We start from the raw sequence: 21,542 nt of genomic DNA, 5'->3' as shown, positions 1-21,542 counted from the left end.
TTTACCTGTTACTTACGACTAATCTCTTCGAGCGCTGCCACTCTTCGATAATGCTTGAATAGTGAAGGAGATGCTCTTCCAGCATAAGCTCCTGTCGATGATTAGCCACGACCCATTGGTGAGCCCTCTTACCGACTTCCGCCAGCCGAGGATCTGAGAGTGCTGTGAGCAGCTGTTCGCCCAACCGTTGTTTATTCCCCTTCTCAACCAGCCAACCCCGATCTTGCTGGACGATTTCGGGTATGCCGCCTGTAGCGTAAGCAACGGCAGGCACTGCACAGGCCATTGCTTCCAGCAGTTGTAAGGGTTGATTCTCCGCTAGACTCGGAAACAGCAGCAGATTCGCCTGGTTATATTGCTCAGCCAACAGCCTTTGGTCACTGATAAGTCCGGTGAAATGTACTGGTAGCCCTTCAAAAGCGCACTTGAGTCGTTCATCCACATCGCCTACAACCAACAACCTGAAAGGTTTTTGCTTAACTACCCAACGAAGTGCATCGATTGCATCCTCAACACCCTTGTAAGGATTGGATAATGATGCCGCAGCCAAGATGATGGTTGGCAACCCAGTTACCGGTTTGACTCCTGGCCTAAAAACATTAGTGTCCACACCGTTTCGCAACACCCTCGGGACGGTAAACACATGTCCACTATCCAGTGCCCACTGTTGCAGCCATTGGGACGGCGTCGCCAGAGCTAATGACGCCGTAGAGAGAGCCTTCTGGTTAGCTTTTCGTTTTAAACGACTGTAGTCGAACCGACTATCTAATGGCCAACGGCCATGTTGTGGACAATCGCCACACCCTTGTCGGTAACGCTGGCACCCAAGTGGGTAGATACAGCCACCAGTAAATGCGGAGCAATCGTGCTGGGTCCATAATACCGGCATATCTCCTGCGAGCCTTCGGAGGCTCCATGCTGACATGGCGGAGGAGATATCGTGAACGTGAAGCAGATCGAAATTGGCCGGAAGGTTTTGCCAATACAGGTTGGGCCACTCAAAAGGGATAATATCTGGCGCAAACCAACGCTTGACCTTTCTACTGTAACGATAAAACTGCCGCTGCCATCGCTCTCCATACAGGCGTCTCCTTCGGGCGTCATATCCGGATTTGCTCCAGGACACCCAATGGACCGTTTCATGCCCCAAAGCCTGCAAACCTTCGGCAAGATCTTGAGCGATACGGCTTGCACCACCTCCTGCCGCATCCGCCTTGGAGATGAAGGCGATTCTCAATGTTTTCTCCTGTGGATGGCGTAGATTGGAGGAGGTGGCAAGCCACGGCTATCGTAGTAGTCAAGAATACCCTGCTCGATTGGCTGTGCAAAAGCCGCAGATGCTACCAGAAATATACCGCACCCCTTCTCTACTGCCTGCCGCAGCGACACAATCTCCCGATCCATCAGACTAAGACCGTGCAAAGTCGCATTACTGTCGACCACCCAGTCTACATGGATCCCCCTGTTTCCGGCCTCCCGCAACATCTCGTAACCCAGCTTGCCACCACCATAAAGGGTGGTCCGAGTATGGCCGTCAGACTTGAGCTGCTCTAGCAACGTCACACAGAGAAGTCGGTGCTCAACATCATTGAATAGCGCTCGATACTGAGCGCAAAGGAAATCTGGATACACTCTGCTGACTACTGCTTGCGGCCACCGAATGTTATGTGCCTTATACCCCCAAAGCTGCCGCGACTGCCGCATAAACTCCTCTGGCCCCCACTGCACAAGTCGGAGATGGTCTTCATCCGAGCAAATACGGCTGTACGATAAAGACCCCGCATTATCGTCAAACTGCAGATCACCCAGCCGCTCTGCCTCCAAAGGCGTCGGCAGCTCAAGTAAGCGCTGGATCTGCTTGAGTACCGAGTACCGACTCTCCAGCCCTGTAAGCCGTTCGTTCTCCACTAACGGGAAAAGGTGAGCCAGGTGCCGCCAGGCCAACACAACCCCTTCGGCAAACGCTCCAAGCAGCGACTCCTGTTCAGAAGCCTTGAACACCTCACCTAAAAGAGGAGCTACGTTGCCTTCCGTATCTCGCCCATATCCCAAAGTGGTCTGATACCGCCCGGTCAACAGGACTTCGATAGGTTCTGGGCTCCGGTTAAACAGCCGTAAGACGGGTAACGACTCTGGAGTATTGGGCAGAAAAACGGCATAACGATGCCCGCGACGACGGTGTCTTGATAGTTCCGGAATACCATAAAACAGATAATTGATGCTGATGCGATCAGCCAGCTCTCCAATGCTATCTGCCAGCCAAGCGAGGGAGTTCCCGCCCGGGCCAAGATCCATCAGCGCGACTGGACCATGCTCATGCCACAGGGTGTCGACGTACTCCCTGAGTAACTGTCTACTTGCCAGACTGCTGTTTCTTGCCGCCGCCTTGACCTCATCCGACTGTAAATACTGACGCCACTCTTCCCGGCTCAAAACCTCATTGAGTGTTAAACCGAGCTGAGCCCTCATCCCCTCGGGCACGTCCGGCAAGTTCAGCTCGGTGATCAGATCAGACAACGTAAAGTGTCGGCGTTCAGCGAACTGCTTCAATGCAGTTTCATCCAGTTCGCCCATTGCTGGCAGAAACGCAGCTCGGCGGGACGTAAACAGGGGGCGAACGCCCATTTTGGCGTCGACCAGTTTGCAGGCGCTTCGCAGCAGAGGCGCCAGCAAACCGCCCTCGCGCATAATTGGACAGATCAGCCTAATACCGCGCGCTTGGGCATCCAATACAGCCCAAAGTGCAAAGACGGCGAGCCCAGGGCCCAGAACACTTGCGCCTAAATAACGGAAAAAAGCGGCCGATTCATCACGTTCGGGCGAAACAAAATGCCCCAGCCGACGAAGGGAGCGCAGAGGATCCTGCACATGATCCAATCCCAATAACATGTCGCCCTGATAGAGGGATGCCGGCAGATGAATATCTCCAACATAGCATACGGCCAGACCAGCCTTTTGACCCTGAAGATAGTCTGCAGTGAGATCATCCCCGATGTGCAAAATCCGATTGGCCGGTACCGGCTCCAACTCCAACAACCGCTTAAATAATGCACCCGAAGACTTGTTTGCATCCTGTTCACAGGAGAGCAATATATTCACCCCATCAGGATCTAGTCCCGCTTTACGCAATAAGCGCTCAATGAACCATCGCGGAAAATAAGTATCGCTTGTCAGGTAAACCTGTATACCTTGTTTCAGTAAATAGCACAGAAGGTCACGAGTGTATGGATTAACGAACGAATGGCTATATTCAAGATCTAACTCCAGCGAGAGGATTTCTTCAGTTGGCAGCTCGCTCGGAGCCTGTTGCCAGATCTGGTCTAGGGTGACTTCCGAACTTTCTCCTGTACTTTCTTTCCGAGCCTGCAACTCGATATCAACCCGTAATTGGGCAAACTCGGCCGGTGAAAGAGTTCCATCAACCAACCCACGCGCTGCCGCCAGCTGCCCCAACTCAATGAACAAACTCTTGGGTGTGGCCAGAGAGCGATGCAACAAAGTGTCGAAGATATCGAATGACACCAAGCTGTAGCACTGCCAATCGATCTTCGACCAGTTCGGTACCTGTCTCCAGGACAGCTCGGTCTCCATTCAGTCTCCGTTATTGAAGTTGCGCCAATGCGTATGGAAATGCATTGTAGAACTTGCATATTCCGTGATTTGCCAGAGCGATAGAGATGCTATCGAAGTAGCTGCTAGTGATCACGATCTGAGCTTCACGGTTATCCGAACGGATAAACTCCTCCAGACTCATTAAGTGCGCACCTTCTGCTGATCCTCCGCCATCAGTGGTAATAAATCCGGCAATATTGAGGCCGCGCCTCGACAGCCCCTGACGAACAAGATCACCTGCCTTGCCGGCTCCATAGAGGTAGATCGGCTTAGCGGAGTCAAGCAGCGAAAAATCGTCGTTAAGGCGCAGGGTATCCACCTGCCATCGCAAAGGTTCCGGCAAAGTTACCGGCTTCCAACGGCTCGCCTCAGGGGGCAAAGCCTTGCCCGCGAACAGGTATTCGGTATTGGCTTCCCCAACCTTGGTTTTCAGTAAATTATTCCCACGCCCCAGAACCAACGGCAACACTTCGTAGATGCGGGTGTACTCCATAGGCCAGCCACCGAGCCAGTCTCGAATATCGTGATACAGGGACATACCTCTATGCTTTTGATATTCATGAGCACGTTTTAACAGACGCCCAAAGCGCATCGGGTTATAACCGAGCATGAATCTCAAAATATACCAAAGCTCATACCCAAGACGTCGAAACGACCCGGCCGCGGTATAACGCTGCTTGATATCCAACCAAAATTCGGGTGTTTCAGCTGACCAGTCGGAATCATACAACGCGATGTAAAAAAGGCTATCGGCCCGCAGACAGCGCATTGCGTTTTCCAGTGCCTGCCACACCGACCCGGTGTGGTGAAGTACTCCCCAGGAGTAGACCAAATCGAATGTACCCAGAGAGCCCATGAATTCTGTATCCAGCACAGACCCCTGACATACGGTCCAGTTATCGGGTGTGCCGCGAAATTCCCTCAAGCTTTTCGTTGCCGCCACCGAATTCGGGTCGTAGTCAAAACTGAAAACCTCTGCCGCACCGGCATCGTAAGCAGCCAAACTGTGGATACCGCTGCCTGAGCCTATATCGAGAACTCTCATCCCTTTGAGGTCATCCTTGCCGAGGAATGCCAGCAGATCATGACGGGCCTTATCTATTCTCTCCTGGGAAAGTTTATCCTTCAGGTAACTTTGCCAGTTCTTGCCGAACTCAAAGCGCAGTTCGCCTTGCTCACTCATCTGGTTTCCTCTGAATTGAAACTTTCTTTTTTATCGGCGCTGATACATAAACCGTATAAAAAGGTGGTTCTATCCTGTTAAGGCTGCGCACTTAGACCAGTCACAGCTCGTTACATAAGGTTTCAAAACTCGACAGAGCATTTGATACCGCATCGTCCATGTCGAAATAGCGGTACTGTGCCAAACGCCCTACACACATGAGTCCCGGCATCTCTTCGACACGATTCATGTAGCGTTCGTACGCTAAACGAGCCTCTTCTGTGAAAACAGGGTAATAGGGCTCATCCCCCTTATCGGCTTCGAATGGTTTTGGGTACTCGTAAACAACAACGGTGTTTGACGACCGACTCCCATCGAACATCAAGTGCTTGAATTCCGTGATTCTCGTATAGGCATGCTCGTTGGGGTAGTTCACCGTCGTCACTGGTTGAAGATAGGGCTGAGCAATTGTTTTAAAGTCAAATCTAAGAGAACGGTAGGTCAGCGCGCCAGCATCACACGCAAACAATTGGTCAATCATTCCGGTATAGATAACTTTTCCGTGAAACGGAATCGTATCGCCCTCATGCTTCAGAAAGAGACGCTGACCTTCCCAATCTAAACTGAGCTTAGTTTCCATCGATATTCCGAGCTCTATGTCGATCAGTGGGTGATCAAGCATACGCCTGAAAACTTCGGTATATCCCTCGCTCGGAAGAGCCTGCCACGAATCGACAAAGTAACGGTCATCTCGACTAACCACGACCGGAACTCTTGCGGTTACCTCTGGCGATATATCCTCTGGCGGAACCCCCCACTGTTTGCTTGTATAGTTAACGAAGGCTTTGTCATAGACGAACTCAGCCAACTCCCGCAACAATGGGGTATGTTCTTGCCGAAGATTGAGTATTGGTATTCGCGCTCCCTCGCCAAAACGGTCAACCAGCGCTTCGATAATACAGATCGCCTTGGCCGGTTCGAAGCATCGTTCAATGCTGGTGAGATTAAACGGTATAGGGACAAGTTGTCCGTCAATGTGCGACAGTACACGATGCTCGTATTCAACCCACTGCGTAAATTGGGACAGATACTCCCACACAACTGTGTTGTCAGTATGGAAAAGATGCGGTCCGTATCGGTGAATTCGGATCCCGTTTTCATCGATTTCGTCATAACAGTTGCCGCCAATATGCGGCCTCTGATCGAGGACCAAAACTTTCCACCCTAATTGGGAGGCCATCCGCTCTGCCATAACGGCACCTGAGATACCGGCACCCACTACTATCGCCTGGTAACTCACTTACATCCTCCGAACAACGTTTCGTACACTCTTTCGGGATCGTTCCGGTTTTCCCATGCAAGCTGATGCCTATCGTCAAAAAACCAGCGACCAGCCTCCCCGGGCGGTCGAACCGAGTCTTCGACCAGCCTAGCGAACCGTTTAAAATCGAGTTCCCGAAGAAAGTAGAGTGCAGCAGAGTAAAGATGATGCGACTTACCTCGCGCAACAATCTCTTGATCAACATCGAATGCAAGTGCGTTATCACAGGCGCGGAGCATATCCTGCAGGGATTGCTCTCTGCGCGTCGCTGAAGCGCGAGTCATGCCGCCGAAGCTCTGGCTATGCATGCGATAGCGCCCGAGCACTTGCGATAAAAAATCCAGTGTTCCTGGACGCAAGAGCAGATTGAGTATGTGCCATGGATAGTCGAGGATGATCTTGCAGCCCTCGTCGATAGCGGACAACATGCGCTCGTGACGACGGAACATGACCGAGCTTGCGTTGACGAAATTCCCGTAAAGAATCAGATCTTCAACATTGCCCGAGGGTTTAAGTAAACTGAAATTATAGTAGCCTTGAGTGTATAACTTGATAGTCTTTCCGCTTTCATGGTCAAACATATCAGCTTCGTGGTAGCACAGCTGACAACCCGGATGAGCATCGAGATGGTTACTCAGCGCTTGCAGCTTTCCCGGCAGAGCAAGGTCATCACCATCGACATACGCTATATAGTCACCCCGCGCTTCCCGAAGTAGCCTCCGCTGCGTTTTGGCCAACCCCATATTGTGCGGATTTTGCAGTGCTTTCAAATGGGGGAATTTTCTCGCCAAGGCCTGCATAATCTGCCACGAGTCATCTGTCGAACCATCATCGACAGCGATCACCTCATAAGCAAAATCGGTTTCCTGTTCGAGTAAACTCAGAAGACAGGATTCGACGAAGTACTGCAGATTGTAAACTGGGACAATAACGCTAACTTTCATTATTTACGCAATACTCCTGCGTATATCACTCGGACCAACGCCTCAGCGAAGCTGCCGTCCCAGCTGTTGTAACAGATTTAGCCCATCCCAAATGGGATGAAATATGAGCGCTTGCCCAACCGACTCGATCCGATCCAGACCCAATACAGCCTGATGCGTGGCCCATTCCGTCAACTCTGAACGATCCCAGCCGAAGTAGCTTAGCGTTTGATGCCAAGGCTTTAGCTGAGCGGCCAGTTCAGACAGGTCGTTGATAGCCCACTCGTACACGACACCATGCGCCGGGTGCCCAAGCTCCTGCCTTTTACTCAGCCCTCCAACCGGCAAACGAACTAGGCAGCCGACTCTTTGCCAAGGATCATGGACACAACCATCAAGTGCCAGTTGCTGAAGTCCCGACAGACGTTCCAGAGCCGAAGCATCATCCAGTTGATAGCGGCCGGTGGCGATGAAATCTTTAGCCGCCTCTTCTACCGCGGGCCAAAAAACCTCCTGCGCAGCAGCAACACAACTTGCCGAGCCAAACCAAATCAACGTCCGAGGCGAAGCACATCCTTGCTGTGCGAATTCTAACGTGTCGCGTAAAAATAGTGCCGCTAGCTGTCCATCGTTATTATCAAGCACTTTCTTTGCATGAAGCAGACATAGCGAATGCTTGTGTCCCATTCCAAGGTCAATACAGTGTGAAGGCTTAGGAACGGTGGATAAACGTCGGATCGTGTTATCACTGCCCCAGAAGATCCTCATATCGGCGCTGCTCATCTGAGCAGTCCAATCGGGGTCATCATATTCGCAACGCACAAGCACTAGGCGTTGGAGCTCCTCGCTCCAGCACTGGGTCTCGGCAAGCGCATGCAGGATATCCAGCAGCCTTGCTTCATCCTCCCCCTGTCGGGATGAAAGCCTGACAACGACAACATTTCCCAGCCACAGCGCCAACAGCGAAACATAGATAAATAACGTATCCACATTGCCTGGAGCTACCTGCAAAACCTTACCCCTGGGACGCATGCGGGTGCCATCAACCAGCAACGCCATCTGTTTAAGATGTGCCGGTCTCAGCCAAAATCCGAGTGCATTCAATGTTGCACCTGGCTCGGACATAAGCTTCTCCGACAGCTTCCCCAGCAGCCCTCGTACTTCATCTCGCCAGGCAGGGGCGGGGCAAATTGCTTCCAATCTGTCCATTGTCAACGAGCGTGGAAAGAGAACCTTCATCAGTATTCCTCTGCCTTGGAGGGTTCAACCGTATCGCTGCACCCCCTTACTTCGGCACGTGGTACCCGCCCGAGTACCTCGAAATACTTACCCATCCGGCCACAAGCACAGTCATCCTCCCCCAAAATCCGTCCACGGTCCTCGGTCAACAGGACATGCCCCGGATAGCTGCGAGGCAATACTGACAGGACTTCGATAATTCCTGTCTCGCCATTGGGTTTTAAATTGCCGGTTTGCGCATCACGTATCAAAAGGTCGGCAAACAGCGGTGTATGCAGATGCCCTCGCTCACATTCAACAAATACCGACCCGACCTGCTCAACCATACCGTAAAAGTTATGCACTCGGTCCACGCCAAACAGGCGTTGACTCCTAGCCTTGAACGTCGCGTTATCTACAGCTTGATCCTGCAACTTTTTCCAACCGCCACTGTGTACGAGAACACCACCATGCAGCGCTAGTGACCGCTCTTTTTCGTTCAACGCCTGTAATAGCTGCCAAACCATGAAAGTGAATCCGAAAAGCAGTATTGGCTGTCCCCGATGTGACTCCACAAATTCATCAATAGCTCCCCAATTCGGAGAAAGGTCGGCGTTCAAGGCATAGACCGGCCGCCGCCCGAATACCATCATCCCTTGTATGCCGGCACCACGAGCCGAGAAGCTGCTCCGCTCAGTGATGACCCCAGGGTGATCTATTATAAGCATCGGCAGTCGCTGGCGACCCAGCCAGGGTTGCATGATCTTGACCAAGGCCTTCGACTGCAGTGCGGCGGTTTCTCTATCCAGATAAATTCGGGAAACCTGCTGCGACGTGGTACCCGAGGATGTCAAGACCCTGAATACCTCGTCATCATCTATGCTTAGAAGCCTGTTTTGTTTGAATAGTCGCACTGAAAGGGGGTACAGGTCAGCCAAGGTCTGCGCATGCCTGCCCCCCTCCACACTCTCCATTAAACGCCGGTAGTCAGTGCAGCGCTCCAGATGATTACGCGTAAGCCGATTGAGTTGCTCCAGTAGCCAAGGCCGCTTGCGTCCAGCACTCCAACCATATACAGGCTCATCGATAAAACTTACCGGACTCATAAACATTCCTGTACGGAAAGTTTGTCGCAATGATCTGCTAACAACCTGTAATCGATTTTTCCCGAATCGGTCAGCGGCAAAGCCTCCAGGGAGGTCACCCGAATAACACCAGGATGGAAGCCGTACCTTTCCATCAACCGCTTCTTGATCTGCCCCTCAAGCTCCTCTTGCCCCACATAGGCTACTGTTAGGCTCTGATCCCGACCAACACATGCCACCGTGCCAAAGTCCATGCGCAGTGATTGCTCAACCTCGTCGAGATTGATCCTTAAGCCAAAGAGCTTAATGAAACGCCTCAACCGACCCACGATGTAATAAATACCCTTACCATTAACGCAGGCGAGATCTCCCGTATGCAGCCTTGAAACTTCTGCCCCCCTCTTCAAATCAGCGCGCGATCTAGCATAGCCCAGCATCACATTCGGGCCTTCATAAACAAGTTCACCTGCAGTATCGGGAACCGTCACCGTTTCACCCTGCTCATCGATCAAGCCGAGCTGCCCACCGGGGATTGCAATGCCTATTCCTTCCGGGTACTCCAAGATCAATTCCGCCGGCATATAACTGATTCGCGCCGTAGCTTCCGTCTGACCGTACATGGACAGAAATCTTTTGCCCTGCTGCCGACTCCAGGTAGCCCAATGCAACACCTTGTCCTTGGGCATTCGGCCACCTGCCTGAGTCAAGGTTCGCAGAGCCGGAAGATCCATGCGCTGAAAGCGAAGTCGTTCCATCATATCGTAGTGATAAGGCACACCAGCCAAACTAGTTGCGCCCTGCTCCTTACAAAATTGCCAAAAACGGCGCTCCATCATCGAGTCACGCGTTAGTAGAAGCGTCGCTCCAACCAGCAGGTGAGAGTTCACCACCGAGAGACCATAGGAGTATGAAAGTGGCAAATGCGCTAACGGCCTTTCCGCAGCCCCGAGAGTCAAATACTCAGCTATGGCGGCGGCGTTTGAATAGATATTTCCGCAACTTAAGCGCACATGTTTAGGGGAGCCAGTACTACCGGAAGTAGACAGTAAAACTGCCAGTTCCGAATACAGCGCCTGTGACTGTGTCGATAGTCTGTCAAGGACACCCAAGTTTCGGGGATCATACAGCCACTCAGGCTGGTAGATCTCCACTAGTGCCTGCAGCTGCTGAGCGGATATCGAAGCGGGCTGCAACATCACCGCCCGGCCCGTACGTAACGCGGCTATGTATGCTATGAGGGATTTCAGAGAGTTATCGGCCACCAACAGCAGAAGCTCTTTGTTGGCTGCAACCTGAGGAAAAAAGCTGTCAGCACACTCGGCCAGCTGGCTGTACGTCAGCGACTCGCCCTCTGACGTCAGCACGGCCAGACGCTCGGACCAACATTGCCACCGGTCAAACAGCGTCAAACCAGCATCCCCCCATCTACACCTAAAACCTGCCCCGTTACGTAACTGGATAGATCGCTGGCAAGAAACAGCGCGGCTTTCGCGACCTCATCCGGATCTCCGATGCGCTCCATTGCGATACTCCCCAGACGCTGCCGAAAAAGATCCCCGTCTATCGACGAGGCCATATTTGTCGCTATGAGCCCTGGAGCAAGAGCGTTAACGCGAATATGGCTTGACGCCAACTCCTTCGCCAATGAGCGCGTTATGCCGATAACTGCAGCTTTGCTTGCGCTGTAAACGGCAAGTCCCGCACTTCCGACCAGCCCCATGACCGAACTCAGGTTAATAATGCTGCCGCCGCCACCACGTTTCATCATGCGCACTGCATACTGGGTGCAGTACAAGTTACCGAAGGTATTGGTGGAAAAACACGCTTCAATCTGTGCCTGTGTGACCATTCCGATTAGAGCATCACTCATGACTCCGGCATTGTTTACCAGAACATCCAGAGTCCTGGTCTGCTCGAACATGCTTCGATAACCATTTTTGACCTGAGCGGGATCGGATACATCGAACGCAAGCGGGTAACACTCCACGCCAAACTCTCGACTGAGCGCCTGAGCCAATGCATCCACATCGTCCGGAGAGCGGCCATTCAACCAGAGTCTCGCCCCCTCTGAGGCGAAACGCCTAGCCACAGCCAATCCAATCCCGCGCGTGGCTCCGGTAATCAGTATCGTTTTCCCTCGAAGCAAAGAACCAAAAGGCTGGGGACTATCGAATGATATGCGCTGTTCAGCCTCTTGTTGCTGCTCTTTCATCACGCCTCATATCCTCGCCAAGTGACTTATTCAGTAACGAATAAAGCGCGCAATCTTATCACGTGCTGCCAAATACGCTTCGTGCTCAAGCCGGAAACGGCTGACCCCTTCGATTTCAGAGGAGCAACGTTGATAGCCCATAGTTTCGTTGAACCGCAGTGCAGCGACGTTTCCATCCAGCACATTGGCATAAAGTCTGTTCATTCCAAATACTTCAAACGCCAGATCGTTGAGCGCGAATGCCATGCAAAACGGCACAATGTTATTGCGATACTTGTCGACATAAACATAAAGACCCGGCTCGCAACTCCCGGCTTCAGGATCTATCGCAATGAGGGAGACAACACCTATAGGTTCCCCCTTGAAGTAGGCGAGCATATAGCATTGATCCTCTGCGCGCCGGATACGCTCGAACCACAGCTGCTGCATCTCCGAAGAGATGTACTCCTGGTTCAACATGAGACTGGAAATTTTAGGATCGTTACGCCATTGCCTCACCATCTCGATGTCATTTTTATCCAGCGACTCGAGACGGATACCATAACGCTCAAACTTTATCGGTCGCACTACAACTCCTCTGACAGGTTATCGGCCGTTATCGCGACTGCTGAAGGTACTCGGCTACGCGTTCGGCTCCATGACCGTCAACGAGGCTACAGGCCTGCGTTGCACGCTTATACAGCTCATCCTTATCGTTCCACCAGTTGATTATCTCTGTCACTGCGCGCCTTAACCCCTCAGCATCCCGACCATCGTACCAATTGCACCAGCCACGAGCCTGATGGCAGCGCGCTGAGCGCAATTGGTTGTCAGCCACGACCAAAAACACCGCTGGCACACCCATGAAGGCCAATTCGTGCAGCGTGGAACCAGCTGCAGTCAGCGCCAATCGACTCTGCGCCAATACATTCCTAAGGTCTGGGAGATCATGTAAGTGGGTATAGCCGTATCGACGACAGAGCGAAGATACGTCAAGGTGTTGCTTTATAGCCGGCCCAGTGACGACACAAACATCCCCCCTGAAGCCAAGCTCATTCAACATTTTCAATGCTGGAAGCGTCAATCCTGCCGCATCTGTGGCCCCAAAATTGACAAACAAATATCGGCGCTGTGCCATATCAGATACCGGAACTCGGTAGTAAGCCTGCGGCAACAAGACATACTTAGGCCCCAGAAGAAGATCACAAGGTGAATCAAACGCGTTGCCACTGACCGAGTAAGACAGCTCTTCGGCATAGATCGTACTGTTAAGCACGGCATCTACGTACAGAGGGCCGGAATCATTCAAATCATCGATGAGCAGTAACCGTACTCCACTCGAAAGCGACAACACTTGTCGATAGCTAGAATCGAAATGATAGCCATCAAGGATCAGCCAATCGGCAGATTCTCGACGGACCAACTCCCCGGTGAGACGGGCATCCCGCTCGGTTGCCCGCGATGCGCTGAGTTCAAACAAAGCAATCGGCCGTTGTTCAACGCGTTTTAAAAGTGCAGGGATCGACTCTGCGTAGACAAAGGACACTTGATGCCCCTTCGCCAGCAGAGTATCGGCCAGCGCGAGGCAGCGCAGCCAGTGTCCGCCCCCCATCTTGATGCTGGCATCCATACGAAAAACGAACTTCATGATCGCTACTCCAGCAGCGACCAAGCCAGAGGCGTTCCCTTGCAGACATCGTCCCGCACACAGCGACCAATCACCCGATCCCAATGTTTCGGAGCCAACCCCAGCCCCGGCCGTATGCACTTGATATCTTCTGAACTCAAACGCTGCCCTGCTTTAATATCTCGGGCAATATAGAGAGAGCGGCGATATTTCTTCGAAGGCTGCTCGCTGGCACCGCCTCCGTAACAGATACCTCCGAGTGCATCAAACGCCTGCCCGGCCTGCTCGACCAACTGCCGTAACTCGTCAGGCTCTAAGGAAAAGGCAGCATCAACACCGCCCTCGTTTCGGTCCAGCACAAAATGTTTTTCTATTACGCAAGCGCCCAATGCCACCGCTGTAATCGGTACTGCAAGCCCAAGCGTATGATCGGACAGTCCAACTGCGCAACCGAAAAGCGCCTGCATATGTGGAAGCGTCAGCAGATTAGATTCATGAACAGGTGCCGGGTAGGCACTTGTACACTTAAGTAATATCAAATCTTTGCAGCCGGCCTCTCGTGCGCAATTGACCGCTTCCTCAAGCTCACCGACCGAAGCCATTCCCGTGGACAAAATGATCGGTTTGCCGGTCTTCGCCACCTTGCGAATTAGTGGCAGGTCATTGTTCTCGAAAGATGCAATTTTGTAACAGGGGACATCGAGAGTCTCGAGAAACTCTACTGCCGTAGCATCAAAAGGAGTACTGAACGCAATCAAGCCCTTTTGCCTTGCTCGCTCGAATATTGGCGCATGCCACTCCCAGGGCGTGTTAGCCTTGGCATAAAGCTGGTGCAACGTCTGCCCTTGCCAAAGGTTGTCTGTATCACGGATAAAGAACTCGCCGCTGTCTACGTCCAACGTCATCGTATCGGCGGTATAGGTCTGCAGTTTAATTGCCTGAACACCACTCTGTGCGGCGGCATCGACCAAAGCCAATGCTTTATCTAGCGACTGATCATGGTTACCTGACAACTCCGCGATAACGAACGGCTGCTGTCCCCGCCCTACCAGATACTTACCCAAACGAATACTCATTATGACCGTTCTGCCTGTATTACTTTGTAGAGTATTTCGGCATGACGCCAATCTTCTTCAGTATCGATATCCTTTACCTGCCAGTCGGGAAGCAAGATTGGGATCGATAATGGCCCGAACATAGGAACGTTTGGTTTCTGACCCAAACGGGACCAATAGAACTGCCCCGCATCATGCAACACTTCAGGCAGGTCCTGAGACCTTGTCATCAGGTGTTCGGGGTATAGCATTCGAACTCCGTCACCATCACGCAAGAGCCCTCGATGTACCGGATAACTGAAGCGCCCCACACTAAACGCATGCAGCATATCAGGCTGCGCTTCCAACAGTTTAAACGCGGCTGAAAGCCGCTCTGCGCTAATCAACGGCGCCGTTGCGTAGATACAACATACGAATTCGGGATCTGCGCCGCGTTCCGTAAGCCAACGCACTGCATGCTCAACGACAGCACCCGTGCCGGTATGATCGTCCGCCAAGCTCGGCGGGCGAATAAAGGGGATTTCAGCACCGAAAGATCTCGCTACATCTGCAATCTCATCGTCATCCGTAGAAACGATTACTCGATCGCAAACACCGCTTTCCTGCGCCGCCTTGATCGAGTACGCAATCACTGGCTGACCTGCAAAATCTCGAATATTTTTTCTTGGAATGCGCTTGCTCCCCCCGCGCGCAGGAATAATTGCCACCGTGCGAGTCATGGGGAGTCACTCCGAGCCACCGTCTTGAAAAAGCGCGTTATTCGCTCCACTACATACATCTGCTCAGCATCGGTAAGATCCGGATAGAGCGGCAACGTCAGACACCTTTCGTAGTAATTCTCAGATTGAGGAAACTGGCCATATTCGAATCCCAACTGCCGATAGTCAGGTTGAAAATGGATCGGAATATAGTGAACTTGAACCCCAATACCATGTTTATGCAGATATTGATACAAGGCCAATCGCAGCTCCGGCTCCTCAAGACGAATCAGATATAAGTGCCAACAGCTGGATGTTTCGGGCTCATTACCCCGAGGCGGCAGCACAAGAGGCAGTCCCTGCAAACTATGATCGTACTGTGCAGCCAATTGCCTTCTTCGGACAACCATCTTGTCCAGGCGTTGCAACTGAGACAGCCCAAGCGCCGCCTGCAAATCGCTCAGACGAAAGTTAAAGCCAAGCTCCACTTGCTCATAGTACCAAGGCGGCTGTTCCTTGTTCTCTATTTTGAGCATATCCCGCTCGATACCATGACTGCGAAGACGACGAACTCTTGTGTGCAGCGTCTCGTTACGGGTTACCACCGCCCCACCCTCAGCGGTCGTAATCATTTTCACCGGGTGGAAGCTGAAAACCACCGCATCCGAGTAGCGGCCCGCACCCACCTTTTCACCCGCATAGTCGGCTCCCAGCGCATGGGAGGCATCCTCAACCAGCGCTATATCGTATTCGGCGGTCAATAGACGCAACCGGCGCATATCAACAGTCAGGCCGGCAAAATGAACACACACTATAACCTTTGGCAATCTGCCTTTACTTCTCGCCTGAAGAAGCTTCTCCTGCAGCGCATCGAGGGAAAGGTTCAGTGTTTTGGGATCTATATCCACAAAATCGACATCGGCACCGCAATAACGCGCACAGTTTGCACTTGCAACAAAGGATACAGGAGAGGTCCAAACAAGATCGCCCGACGCAACCCCTAACGCCTTGCATGCCAGATGCAGTGCAGAGGTGGCCGAGTTAACCAGCGTCACGTAGGGTGCGTTGACATACTCACTTAACGCACGCTCGAGGACCGGTACTCGATCTCCCTGCGTTAGATTGCCGTGCTTCATCACTTCGACGACAGCTGCAATGTCATCGTCAGAAATACTATGGCGCCCGTATGGAATAAGCTTAGTGGTCATTACCTCTCCGACTACGAGGAATCACTGAAAATCGATGCCGTATCTGCTTAAAATCTCAATCGCCTTGCTGACTGAACTCATATCGATAATGTCATCGGTATCGAGCATGACATCGAATCGGTCCTCCAGTGCCGCAATCAGCGTCATGTGGGCGACCGAATCCCACTGAGGGATAGAGTTGTATTTTAGATCTTCGTGCACCTCTTCAAGCGGGATGTTGAGAGCTGTGGAAAAAACTTCATAAAGTGCGATATTGCTAGTCATCTGTACTCTATACCTTAATCAGAAGCAGGCAAGTGTGCGGCAAAGTGGACCCTGAGCCTAGGATGCTAGTCGGACTGAATGCGTAAGGGAAGGCTCCTCCCCACCAGCACTTGCTTCAGGCCTAGAACGCCTTCCGCATTCTGTACCGCGCCAGCAGTTATAGATATAGGACCATTTGTGGCACACTAAAAGATCAAGCCACAAATCTATCGCAGAGCAGACGAATGTCAGTTTCATTAGACGTAACGATCAACGCCTTCAACGACCGCTATCTAACAGAGCTTCATCAAAGCCAGTTCAGCCGGCAGCCCGCTGTAGAAGTCCTGCAACAGCGATTCTCAAGAGTGCTCTTCGATAGCAAAGTGCTATACCTAATCATCGGCACCGACTCAGGTTTGCTGAGCCAATACGTATCAGAAAGTGACAAACCCGATAACACCCGCTACGTCTTTATCGAACTGCCCGAAATCATCGAGAGACTTGGACTAGAGACGCAACCTCATCCTCAAGTACGCATCGAGACGCCCGACTCATGGGAACGCGCTCTCGAGGATTTTCATTTTAATGAATACGCTTTTCTCGACCGTGTCAGGGTATACCGCTCCCTCGCTGCTCAATCCGATTACACAAAATGTTACGGCCCGCTGATCTGGGATACGGAACAAAAGAGCATCAATCTGTGCTGGAGCCAGGCTTACTCCCTCGGGCTAAAAGCCTTTTTACAAACCCAGCTGTTGAACGCTGCTGACTACCAAATATCATCGGGCGTGCTTGAAGGGCAATACAAGGAGCAAACAGCACTCATTCTGGCAGCTGGGCCATCTTTAAACGATCATTTCGAGTGGATTCGGCAAAACCGTGAGCAGATTTACATTTTAGCGGTCTCCAGAATCGCTAAAATTTTGATCAGGGAAAAAATTACACCTGATTTCTTTGTACACGTCGACCCTCAAGACATTGCATTTAACGTATCGAAGGAAGCACTTCAGCTATCGGAGCAAGTGCCGCTGATAGCAGCAAACCACGCCCAACCCCTTCTCGTCTCGCAATGGCAGTCCAATGTTTACTTTTCAGGCACTCGGCTTCCATGGGAGAGTGATCTAAATGAGCCAACCCTGGATCTGCATGGCCCTACCGTAACCAACGTAGCGCTGTCATCAGCAATCGCTATGGGTTTCACACGTATTCTGTTCGCAGGACTGGATCTCTGTTTCGACAAACAAGGATTCAGCCACGCCAAAGGCAGTAATGAAGCCTCAAGCGGCCCATCTTTACGTTCAGATACACGTCGGGTAAAAACAAATTTGGGTGAAGAAGCGGATACATCACCTGACTACTTCGCCGCTATCGAGGCACTTGAAGCTCAGGCTGCCTCAGCCCATGAGCATGACATCCAGTTAATCAACCTCTCAGGAAATGCCGCACACATTAACGGTATCGACTACATATCAACAAACCAGCTTACCTTCCCACCCACGCAAAAGGTTTCGGTGAAGGTTTCCAGTCCTACGCCTGAACAACGGCATCTCTATTTATTGGCATTACGAGAACAGCTTGGTAGCGTACAGCAGAGTTTTATGAAAGCACAGGCTGCTGCTGATAAGGCTAAAGAGTTGAGCCCTCTATTGCTAACCCAAAACGGTAGCATCAATCCGGAGATACAGCAGAAACTCAATACCTATGAAGCTGAAATAGAGTCACTTTCACCGCCGATGATGCGCTTTTGTAAAGTGTATGGTCTGGGAGAGTTTCTGGCCGACACCAACCATAAAGACACCGATCAATGGACACATATCGATATTCTCGATTTTGGAAAGCGTTATTTTGGTACATTTAGCCACATTCTCAAAGAAGTTATTCAACTCCTTGAATTTGTCGGCGACAAAATTTCTCTGCGTTTGGAGGAACTGAGTATCTCTCCAAACATCGATGCACTCTGCAAAGGCTGGATAAAAGAGAGCGCCTTCCTGCGAGCAGAAACCTGGCTAAAAAACCATAAGGTTAATTTTGATCTCAATACTATCGAAGAGCTGCGGAGCAAAATGAAGGGCGAATTCGAAAGCCTGACACTCAAAGCAGAGTCCGCAGACCAGGCACGCTGCAACGGAGGCGCGACCCCCCACCAACTGGTTGATAAAGCCACTCGCATGCTGCAGCGAAATCGAATAGAGGAGCTAAAAAGCATTCTCTCCTTCCTTGAATCAAACGACCGACCCGAGTTTCACTCGGGGTACACCTCACTGATCAAAGCGTACATTGCAGAGCTGGAAGGCCACAATCAGGATGCGATTAGAGAGCATCAAAGCATAATCGAAGCTCAGCATATGGATATCATGGAAGCATCTTTACAACGCGTGCTCGCTATCAGTAGTGCCGAGAAAAACCATGCGCAGACACTTCAGGCAATCGAGTGCCTATCCCTCATTTCGCCGCACTATCTGAAGCATTATGGAAAGTTCCAGAGAACCGCGGGCGATTTGGCCGGTGCAATAGAGAGCATGACCCGCCACTACGAATTTTTCCCGAACGACACTTACAACCTTCTCAACTTGGCTGATATTTATATCTCTATCTCAGAGTTCAAAGCAGCGCGAATCGTTCTGGAGGAAGCGCTTCATCATCAGCCAGACAATTTGGCTGCTAAGCGGCTTTTATCGGAGTTCCCCCTCCTCGATAACGACTAAGCCACTTAGGACCCATGTAATAAGCTCTTTGAAAAAATGCACTCGAAATGCTTTTATCTCGGGTGCAGCTCTTTTAGAGCTGGAATCAATAAATATGCTAATAAATCAGCTAGCCATACGACATTTTTCTCCTCTTGAGCCTTCAACATCTCCTGCAATAGAGGCTGAAAGGATAGTATCTCACTATCAGTCAATGTATTAATAAACGCATCAATAAAATCTGGATAAAGTTCAAACCCTTTTGCAATCTGCCCGGAAACCAAGCTTTCAAATATGGCATCAGCCTGTTCAATTAGGTTTCGCATATGCTGTTCCAGTCAAATATTTTTGCACCCGCAATGGCAGCTCCGAGATTCGACATCTGCACGAAACGTACGTCAGGATTAAGTTCGATATAGGCCTCGAGATCCCGCAAGTAACCGACTAACGCCGGAGTGGAATCAATAAGCACCCCTGCGCCTGACATGACTTGAGTCTCCCCAACCTGCTGCTGGCGGTGATCGGTCTGCTCGGCGTGGGAAAAGCCTCCTGGAAAGCCAAAATCAGCTCCGACCAAGCGCACCTCCTCAGCTCCCATCTTGACAGCCAAATCAACGGCACAATGAGTCACTGTACCTGAGCAAAATAGCACCGAACGGAGAACCTGTTTTCGGATCTCCGAAAACAGCGTGTTTTCCAAGTAGAATGCACAGCGGAAGCCTGGCCATGAATCAACAATAAAAGGCTGAATAACAGGCGCGTAAGCCAAAATAGCTTTATTCAATTGCTTACAATAAGGACCAACCGTGTCGAAATGCCTGAGTAGCTCTTTATGCCCATCGATTGCGACAACCACATCAGGTTTCAACCCTCTATTTAAAACGCCTTTTAATGCTGTGGAAACAACAATGAGAAAGTCTGATTCGACCATGTTATCGAGAAAGTAGTCGGCGGAGGGTCCTCCGGCAACAACCGTAACACAGCCTCCGGAGGCCACTCCAAACAAGGAAGCGACATCAGGATCCGATATCATATTTTTACGATTATTAATCAGGTTAGGTCGCTCAAATTTGGCATAGTGCCTAGCAAGACCTGCACGCCTGAATTCCTCATTCAATTCAGTCAACACACGATCACGTAGAGGCAGAGCATCGGGTTCAGCCGACATCAACTCTGCATATACGGCTGCGAATGGTAACTGGGGATATTTTACGCTTCCGCCAAATTGCAGTTCGACCCGAGGATCTTCTATCCAGCGATGGGGATAGGTTGCCATTGATTCAGCCAATAGCTGGTAACTGAAGAAGACGAGATTCAGCTTCCTCACCTGCGGCCGCTCAAGTAACGTCTGCACGAGGTAGCCTGAGCCAACGCCATATACCGACACAGTTGAGCTCTCAACAGGAACCCGCGCTGCCTGAAGATTAGCTTCCCTCTCAGGATCAAAAGCACTGGATATATGGAGTCCTGAATGCACCAAAACGGTTTCAGGTGTATCACCCAGCACCGTGCGAGCTTCGGTAGAGTTAATATCCAACCTTGCGGCCACCTCCGGCCAACGCTCACTTAAGATCCTATATTTTGCCTCTAGACTATACATCCCCCCCCCAAACCTGGGCCTATTCGCCCGTACAAACGAAAACGGCACGCCAAGGCGTGCCGTTTTTAGATTTTAAGTATCAGATTAACGCAGCAGACTCAGAACAGCCTGCGGAGCCTGGTTAGCCTGAGACAGAATCGCGATACCGGACTGCTGGAGTACCTGGGCCTTGGTCAGCGCTGCAGTTTCCATCGCGAAATCGGCATCCATGATACGGCTGCGAGAAGCCGCCTGGTTTTCAGACGCGTTACGCAGGTTCTGGATGGTGGTTTCGAAGCGGTTCTGCGCCGCACCATACTTGGCACGCTCAGTCGTAATAGTATCGATGGCAGTATCGATCAGGGCGATAGCAGACTGAGCCCCAGCAGCAGACTTGATGTTAGTACCAGTAACGCCGGTCACGTTGGAGTTGGTAGACAGGTTAGTCGTGGTAACGGTGATACGGTTATCGGTCGCGTTGTTAGCACCGACCTGGAAGGTCTGAGCACCTGCGCTGGCACCAAGTACCTTCTGCCCGTTGAACTCGGTAGCAGAGATGATACGACCAACCTCTGCGGCCAGCTGAGAGAACTCGGCATCCAGGTTGGCGCGGTCAGAAGAGGAGTTGGTGGCGTTCGAGGACTGTACAGACAGTTCACGCATACGCTGCAGGGTATCGGATACCTGCTGCAGAGCACCTTCGGCGGTCTGTGCCAGGGAGATACCGTCCGCTGCGTTGCGGATCGCCACGTTCATACCCTTGACCTGGGCGTTCATACGCTCGGCGATTGCAAGGCCGGCGGAGTCATCTTTCGCGCTGTTTACACGCAGACCTGAAGACAGACGCTCCATCGCCGTTGCCATACCGGTTTCGGTTTTGGCCAGGTTACGCTGGGCGGACAGAGAGAAGAGGTTTGTTGCTACTACGTTTGCCAT

The 21,542-nt window shown here is 51.5% G+C and carries 19 protein-coding genes; 1 reads left to right on the top strand and 18 read right to left on the bottom strand.

Annotated elements, in window-relative coordinates; all coding sequences use genetic code 11:
* Position 1: 1 nt before the first annotated feature.
* The 15 genes from KQ940_RS12570 to KQ940_RS12500 all read right to left on the bottom strand — a co-directional run bounded on the left by KQ940_RS12570 (position 2) and on the right by KQ940_RS12500 (position 16,364).
* A complete protein-coding gene (locus KQ940_RS12570; RefSeq protein WP_217413989.1) occupies positions 2-1,237 on the bottom strand; it encodes a glycosyltransferase in 1,236 nt (411 codons plus the stop codon).
* Positions 1,234-3,591: an HAD family hydrolase gene (locus KQ940_RS12565; RefSeq protein ID WP_217413988.1), complete on the bottom strand. Its 2,358-nt coding sequence runs from the start codon at positions 3,589-3,591 to the stop codon at positions 1,234-1,236. The genes KQ940_RS12570 and KQ940_RS12565 overlap by 4 nt, the downstream gene beginning before the upstream one ends.
* Positions 3,592-3,601: 10 nt before the next feature.
* Positions 3,602-4,795, bottom strand: coding sequence for a class I SAM-dependent methyltransferase (locus KQ940_RS12560; RefSeq protein WP_217413987.1), 1,194 nt, complete (start codon positions 4,793-4,795; stop codon positions 3,602-3,604).
* 100 nt (positions 4,796-4,895) lie between these two features.
* A complete protein-coding gene (gene glf / locus KQ940_RS12555) occupies positions 4,896-6,074 on the bottom strand; it encodes a UDP-galactopyranose mutase (protein WP_217413986.1) in 1,179 nt (392 codons plus the stop codon).
* The gene (locus KQ940_RS12550; RefSeq protein ID WP_217413985.1) at positions 6,071-7,039 is read right to left on the bottom strand and encodes a glycosyltransferase family 2 protein; all 969 of its coding nucleotides are present in this window, start codon (positions 7,037-7,039) and stop codon (positions 6,071-6,073) included. Before KQ940_RS12550 ends, glf begins: the two co-directional genes overlap by 4 nt.
* A gap of 42 nt (positions 7,040-7,081) precedes the next feature.
* A complete protein-coding gene (locus KQ940_RS12545; RefSeq protein ID WP_217413984.1) occupies positions 7,082-8,257 on the bottom strand; it encodes an acyl-CoA reductase in 1,176 nt (391 codons plus the stop codon).
* Entirely contained in the window at positions 8,257-9,342 is a 1,086-nt protein-coding gene (locus KQ940_RS12540) for a LuxE/PaaK family acyltransferase (RefSeq protein WP_217413983.1), read from the bottom strand. The genes KQ940_RS12545 and KQ940_RS12540 overlap by 1 nt, the downstream gene beginning before the upstream one ends.
* On the bottom strand, positions 9,339-10,730 hold the full coding sequence (locus KQ940_RS12535) for an AMP-binding protein (protein WP_217413981.1): 1,392 nt from the start codon (positions 10,728-10,730) through the stop codon (positions 9,339-9,341). Before KQ940_RS12535 ends, KQ940_RS12540 begins: the two co-directional genes overlap by 4 nt.
* Complete coding sequence (locus KQ940_RS12530; protein ID WP_246590041.1) at positions 10,727-11,533, bottom strand: SDR family NAD(P)-dependent oxidoreductase; 807 nt, start codon at positions 11,531-11,533, stop codon at positions 10,727-10,729. The genes KQ940_RS12535 and KQ940_RS12530 overlap by 4 nt, the downstream gene beginning before the upstream one ends.
* A 30-nt stretch (positions 11,534-11,563) precedes the next feature.
* Entirely contained in the window at positions 11,564-12,100 is a 537-nt protein-coding gene (locus KQ940_RS12525; protein WP_217413979.1) for a GNAT family N-acetyltransferase, read from the bottom strand.
* 28 nt (positions 12,101-12,128) lie between these two features.
* Complete coding sequence (pseG, locus tag KQ940_RS12520; protein ID WP_217413978.1) at positions 12,129-13,160, bottom strand: UDP-2,4-diacetamido-2,4,6-trideoxy-beta-L-altropyranose hydrolase; 1,032 nt, start codon at positions 13,158-13,160, stop codon at positions 12,129-12,131.
* A gap of 5 nt (positions 13,161-13,165) precedes the next feature.
* The gene (pseI, locus tag KQ940_RS12515; protein ID WP_217413977.1) at positions 13,166-14,215 is read right to left on the bottom strand and encodes a pseudaminic acid synthase; all 1,050 of its coding nucleotides are present in this window, start codon (positions 14,213-14,215) and stop codon (positions 13,166-13,168) included.
* The gene (pseF, locus tag KQ940_RS12510) at positions 14,215-14,913 is read right to left on the bottom strand and encodes a pseudaminic acid cytidylyltransferase (RefSeq protein WP_217413976.1); all 699 of its coding nucleotides are present in this window, start codon (positions 14,911-14,913) and stop codon (positions 14,215-14,217) included. The genes pseI and pseF overlap by 1 nt, the downstream gene beginning before the upstream one ends.
* The gene (pseC, locus tag KQ940_RS12505) at positions 14,910-16,100 is read right to left on the bottom strand and encodes a UDP-4-amino-4,6-dideoxy-N-acetyl-beta-L-altrosamine transaminase (protein ID WP_217413974.1); all 1,191 of its coding nucleotides are present in this window, start codon (positions 16,098-16,100) and stop codon (positions 14,910-14,912) included. Before pseC ends, pseF begins: the two co-directional genes overlap by 4 nt.
* A 21-nt stretch (positions 16,101-16,121) precedes the next feature.
* Positions 16,122-16,364, bottom strand: coding sequence for an acyl carrier protein (locus tag KQ940_RS12500; RefSeq protein ID WP_217413973.1), 243 nt, complete (start codon positions 16,362-16,364; stop codon positions 16,122-16,124).
* A 224-nt stretch (positions 16,365-16,588) separates the two neighbouring features.
* On the opposite strand from KQ940_RS12500, the gene KQ940_RS12495 reads away from it, so the two are divergent.
* The gene (locus KQ940_RS12495) at positions 16,589-19,048 is read left to right on the top strand and encodes a motility associated factor glycosyltransferase family protein (RefSeq protein WP_217413972.1); all 2,460 of its coding nucleotides are present in this window, start codon (positions 16,589-16,591) and stop codon (positions 19,046-19,048) included.
* Positions 19,049-19,101: 53 nt separating this feature from the next.
* Here the strand turns inward: KQ940_RS12495 and KQ940_RS12490 are convergent, their stop codons facing one another.
* From KQ940_RS12490 to KQ940_RS12480, 3 genes are all read right to left on the bottom strand, one after another.
* Positions 19,102-19,353 carry a hypothetical protein gene (locus KQ940_RS12490; protein ID WP_217413971.1) on the bottom strand — a complete coding sequence of 84 codons (252 nt, stop codon included), beginning with the start codon at positions 19,351-19,353 and terminating at the stop codon, positions 19,102-19,104.
* A complete protein-coding gene (locus KQ940_RS12485; protein WP_217413970.1) occupies positions 19,341-20,564 on the bottom strand; it encodes a motility associated factor glycosyltransferase family protein in 1,224 nt (407 codons plus the stop codon). Before KQ940_RS12485 ends, KQ940_RS12490 begins: the two co-directional genes overlap by 13 nt.
* Before the next feature lie 147 nt (positions 20,565-20,711).
* The gene (locus KQ940_RS12480) at positions 20,712-21,542 is read right to left on the bottom strand and encodes a flagellin N-terminal helical domain-containing protein (protein WP_217413969.1); all 831 of its coding nucleotides are present in this window, start codon (positions 21,540-21,542) and stop codon (positions 20,712-20,714) included.

Origin of the sequence: Marinobacterium ramblicola (assembly GCF_019084545.1) — a bacterium.
In the GTDB taxonomy this organism is placed as follows: domain Bacteria; phylum Pseudomonadota; class Gammaproteobacteria; order Pseudomonadales; family Balneatricaceae; genus Marinobacterium_D; species Marinobacterium_D ramblicola.
Note: the sequence above shows the minus strand (reverse complement) of the source record. Positions and strands in the feature narration are given on the sequence as shown.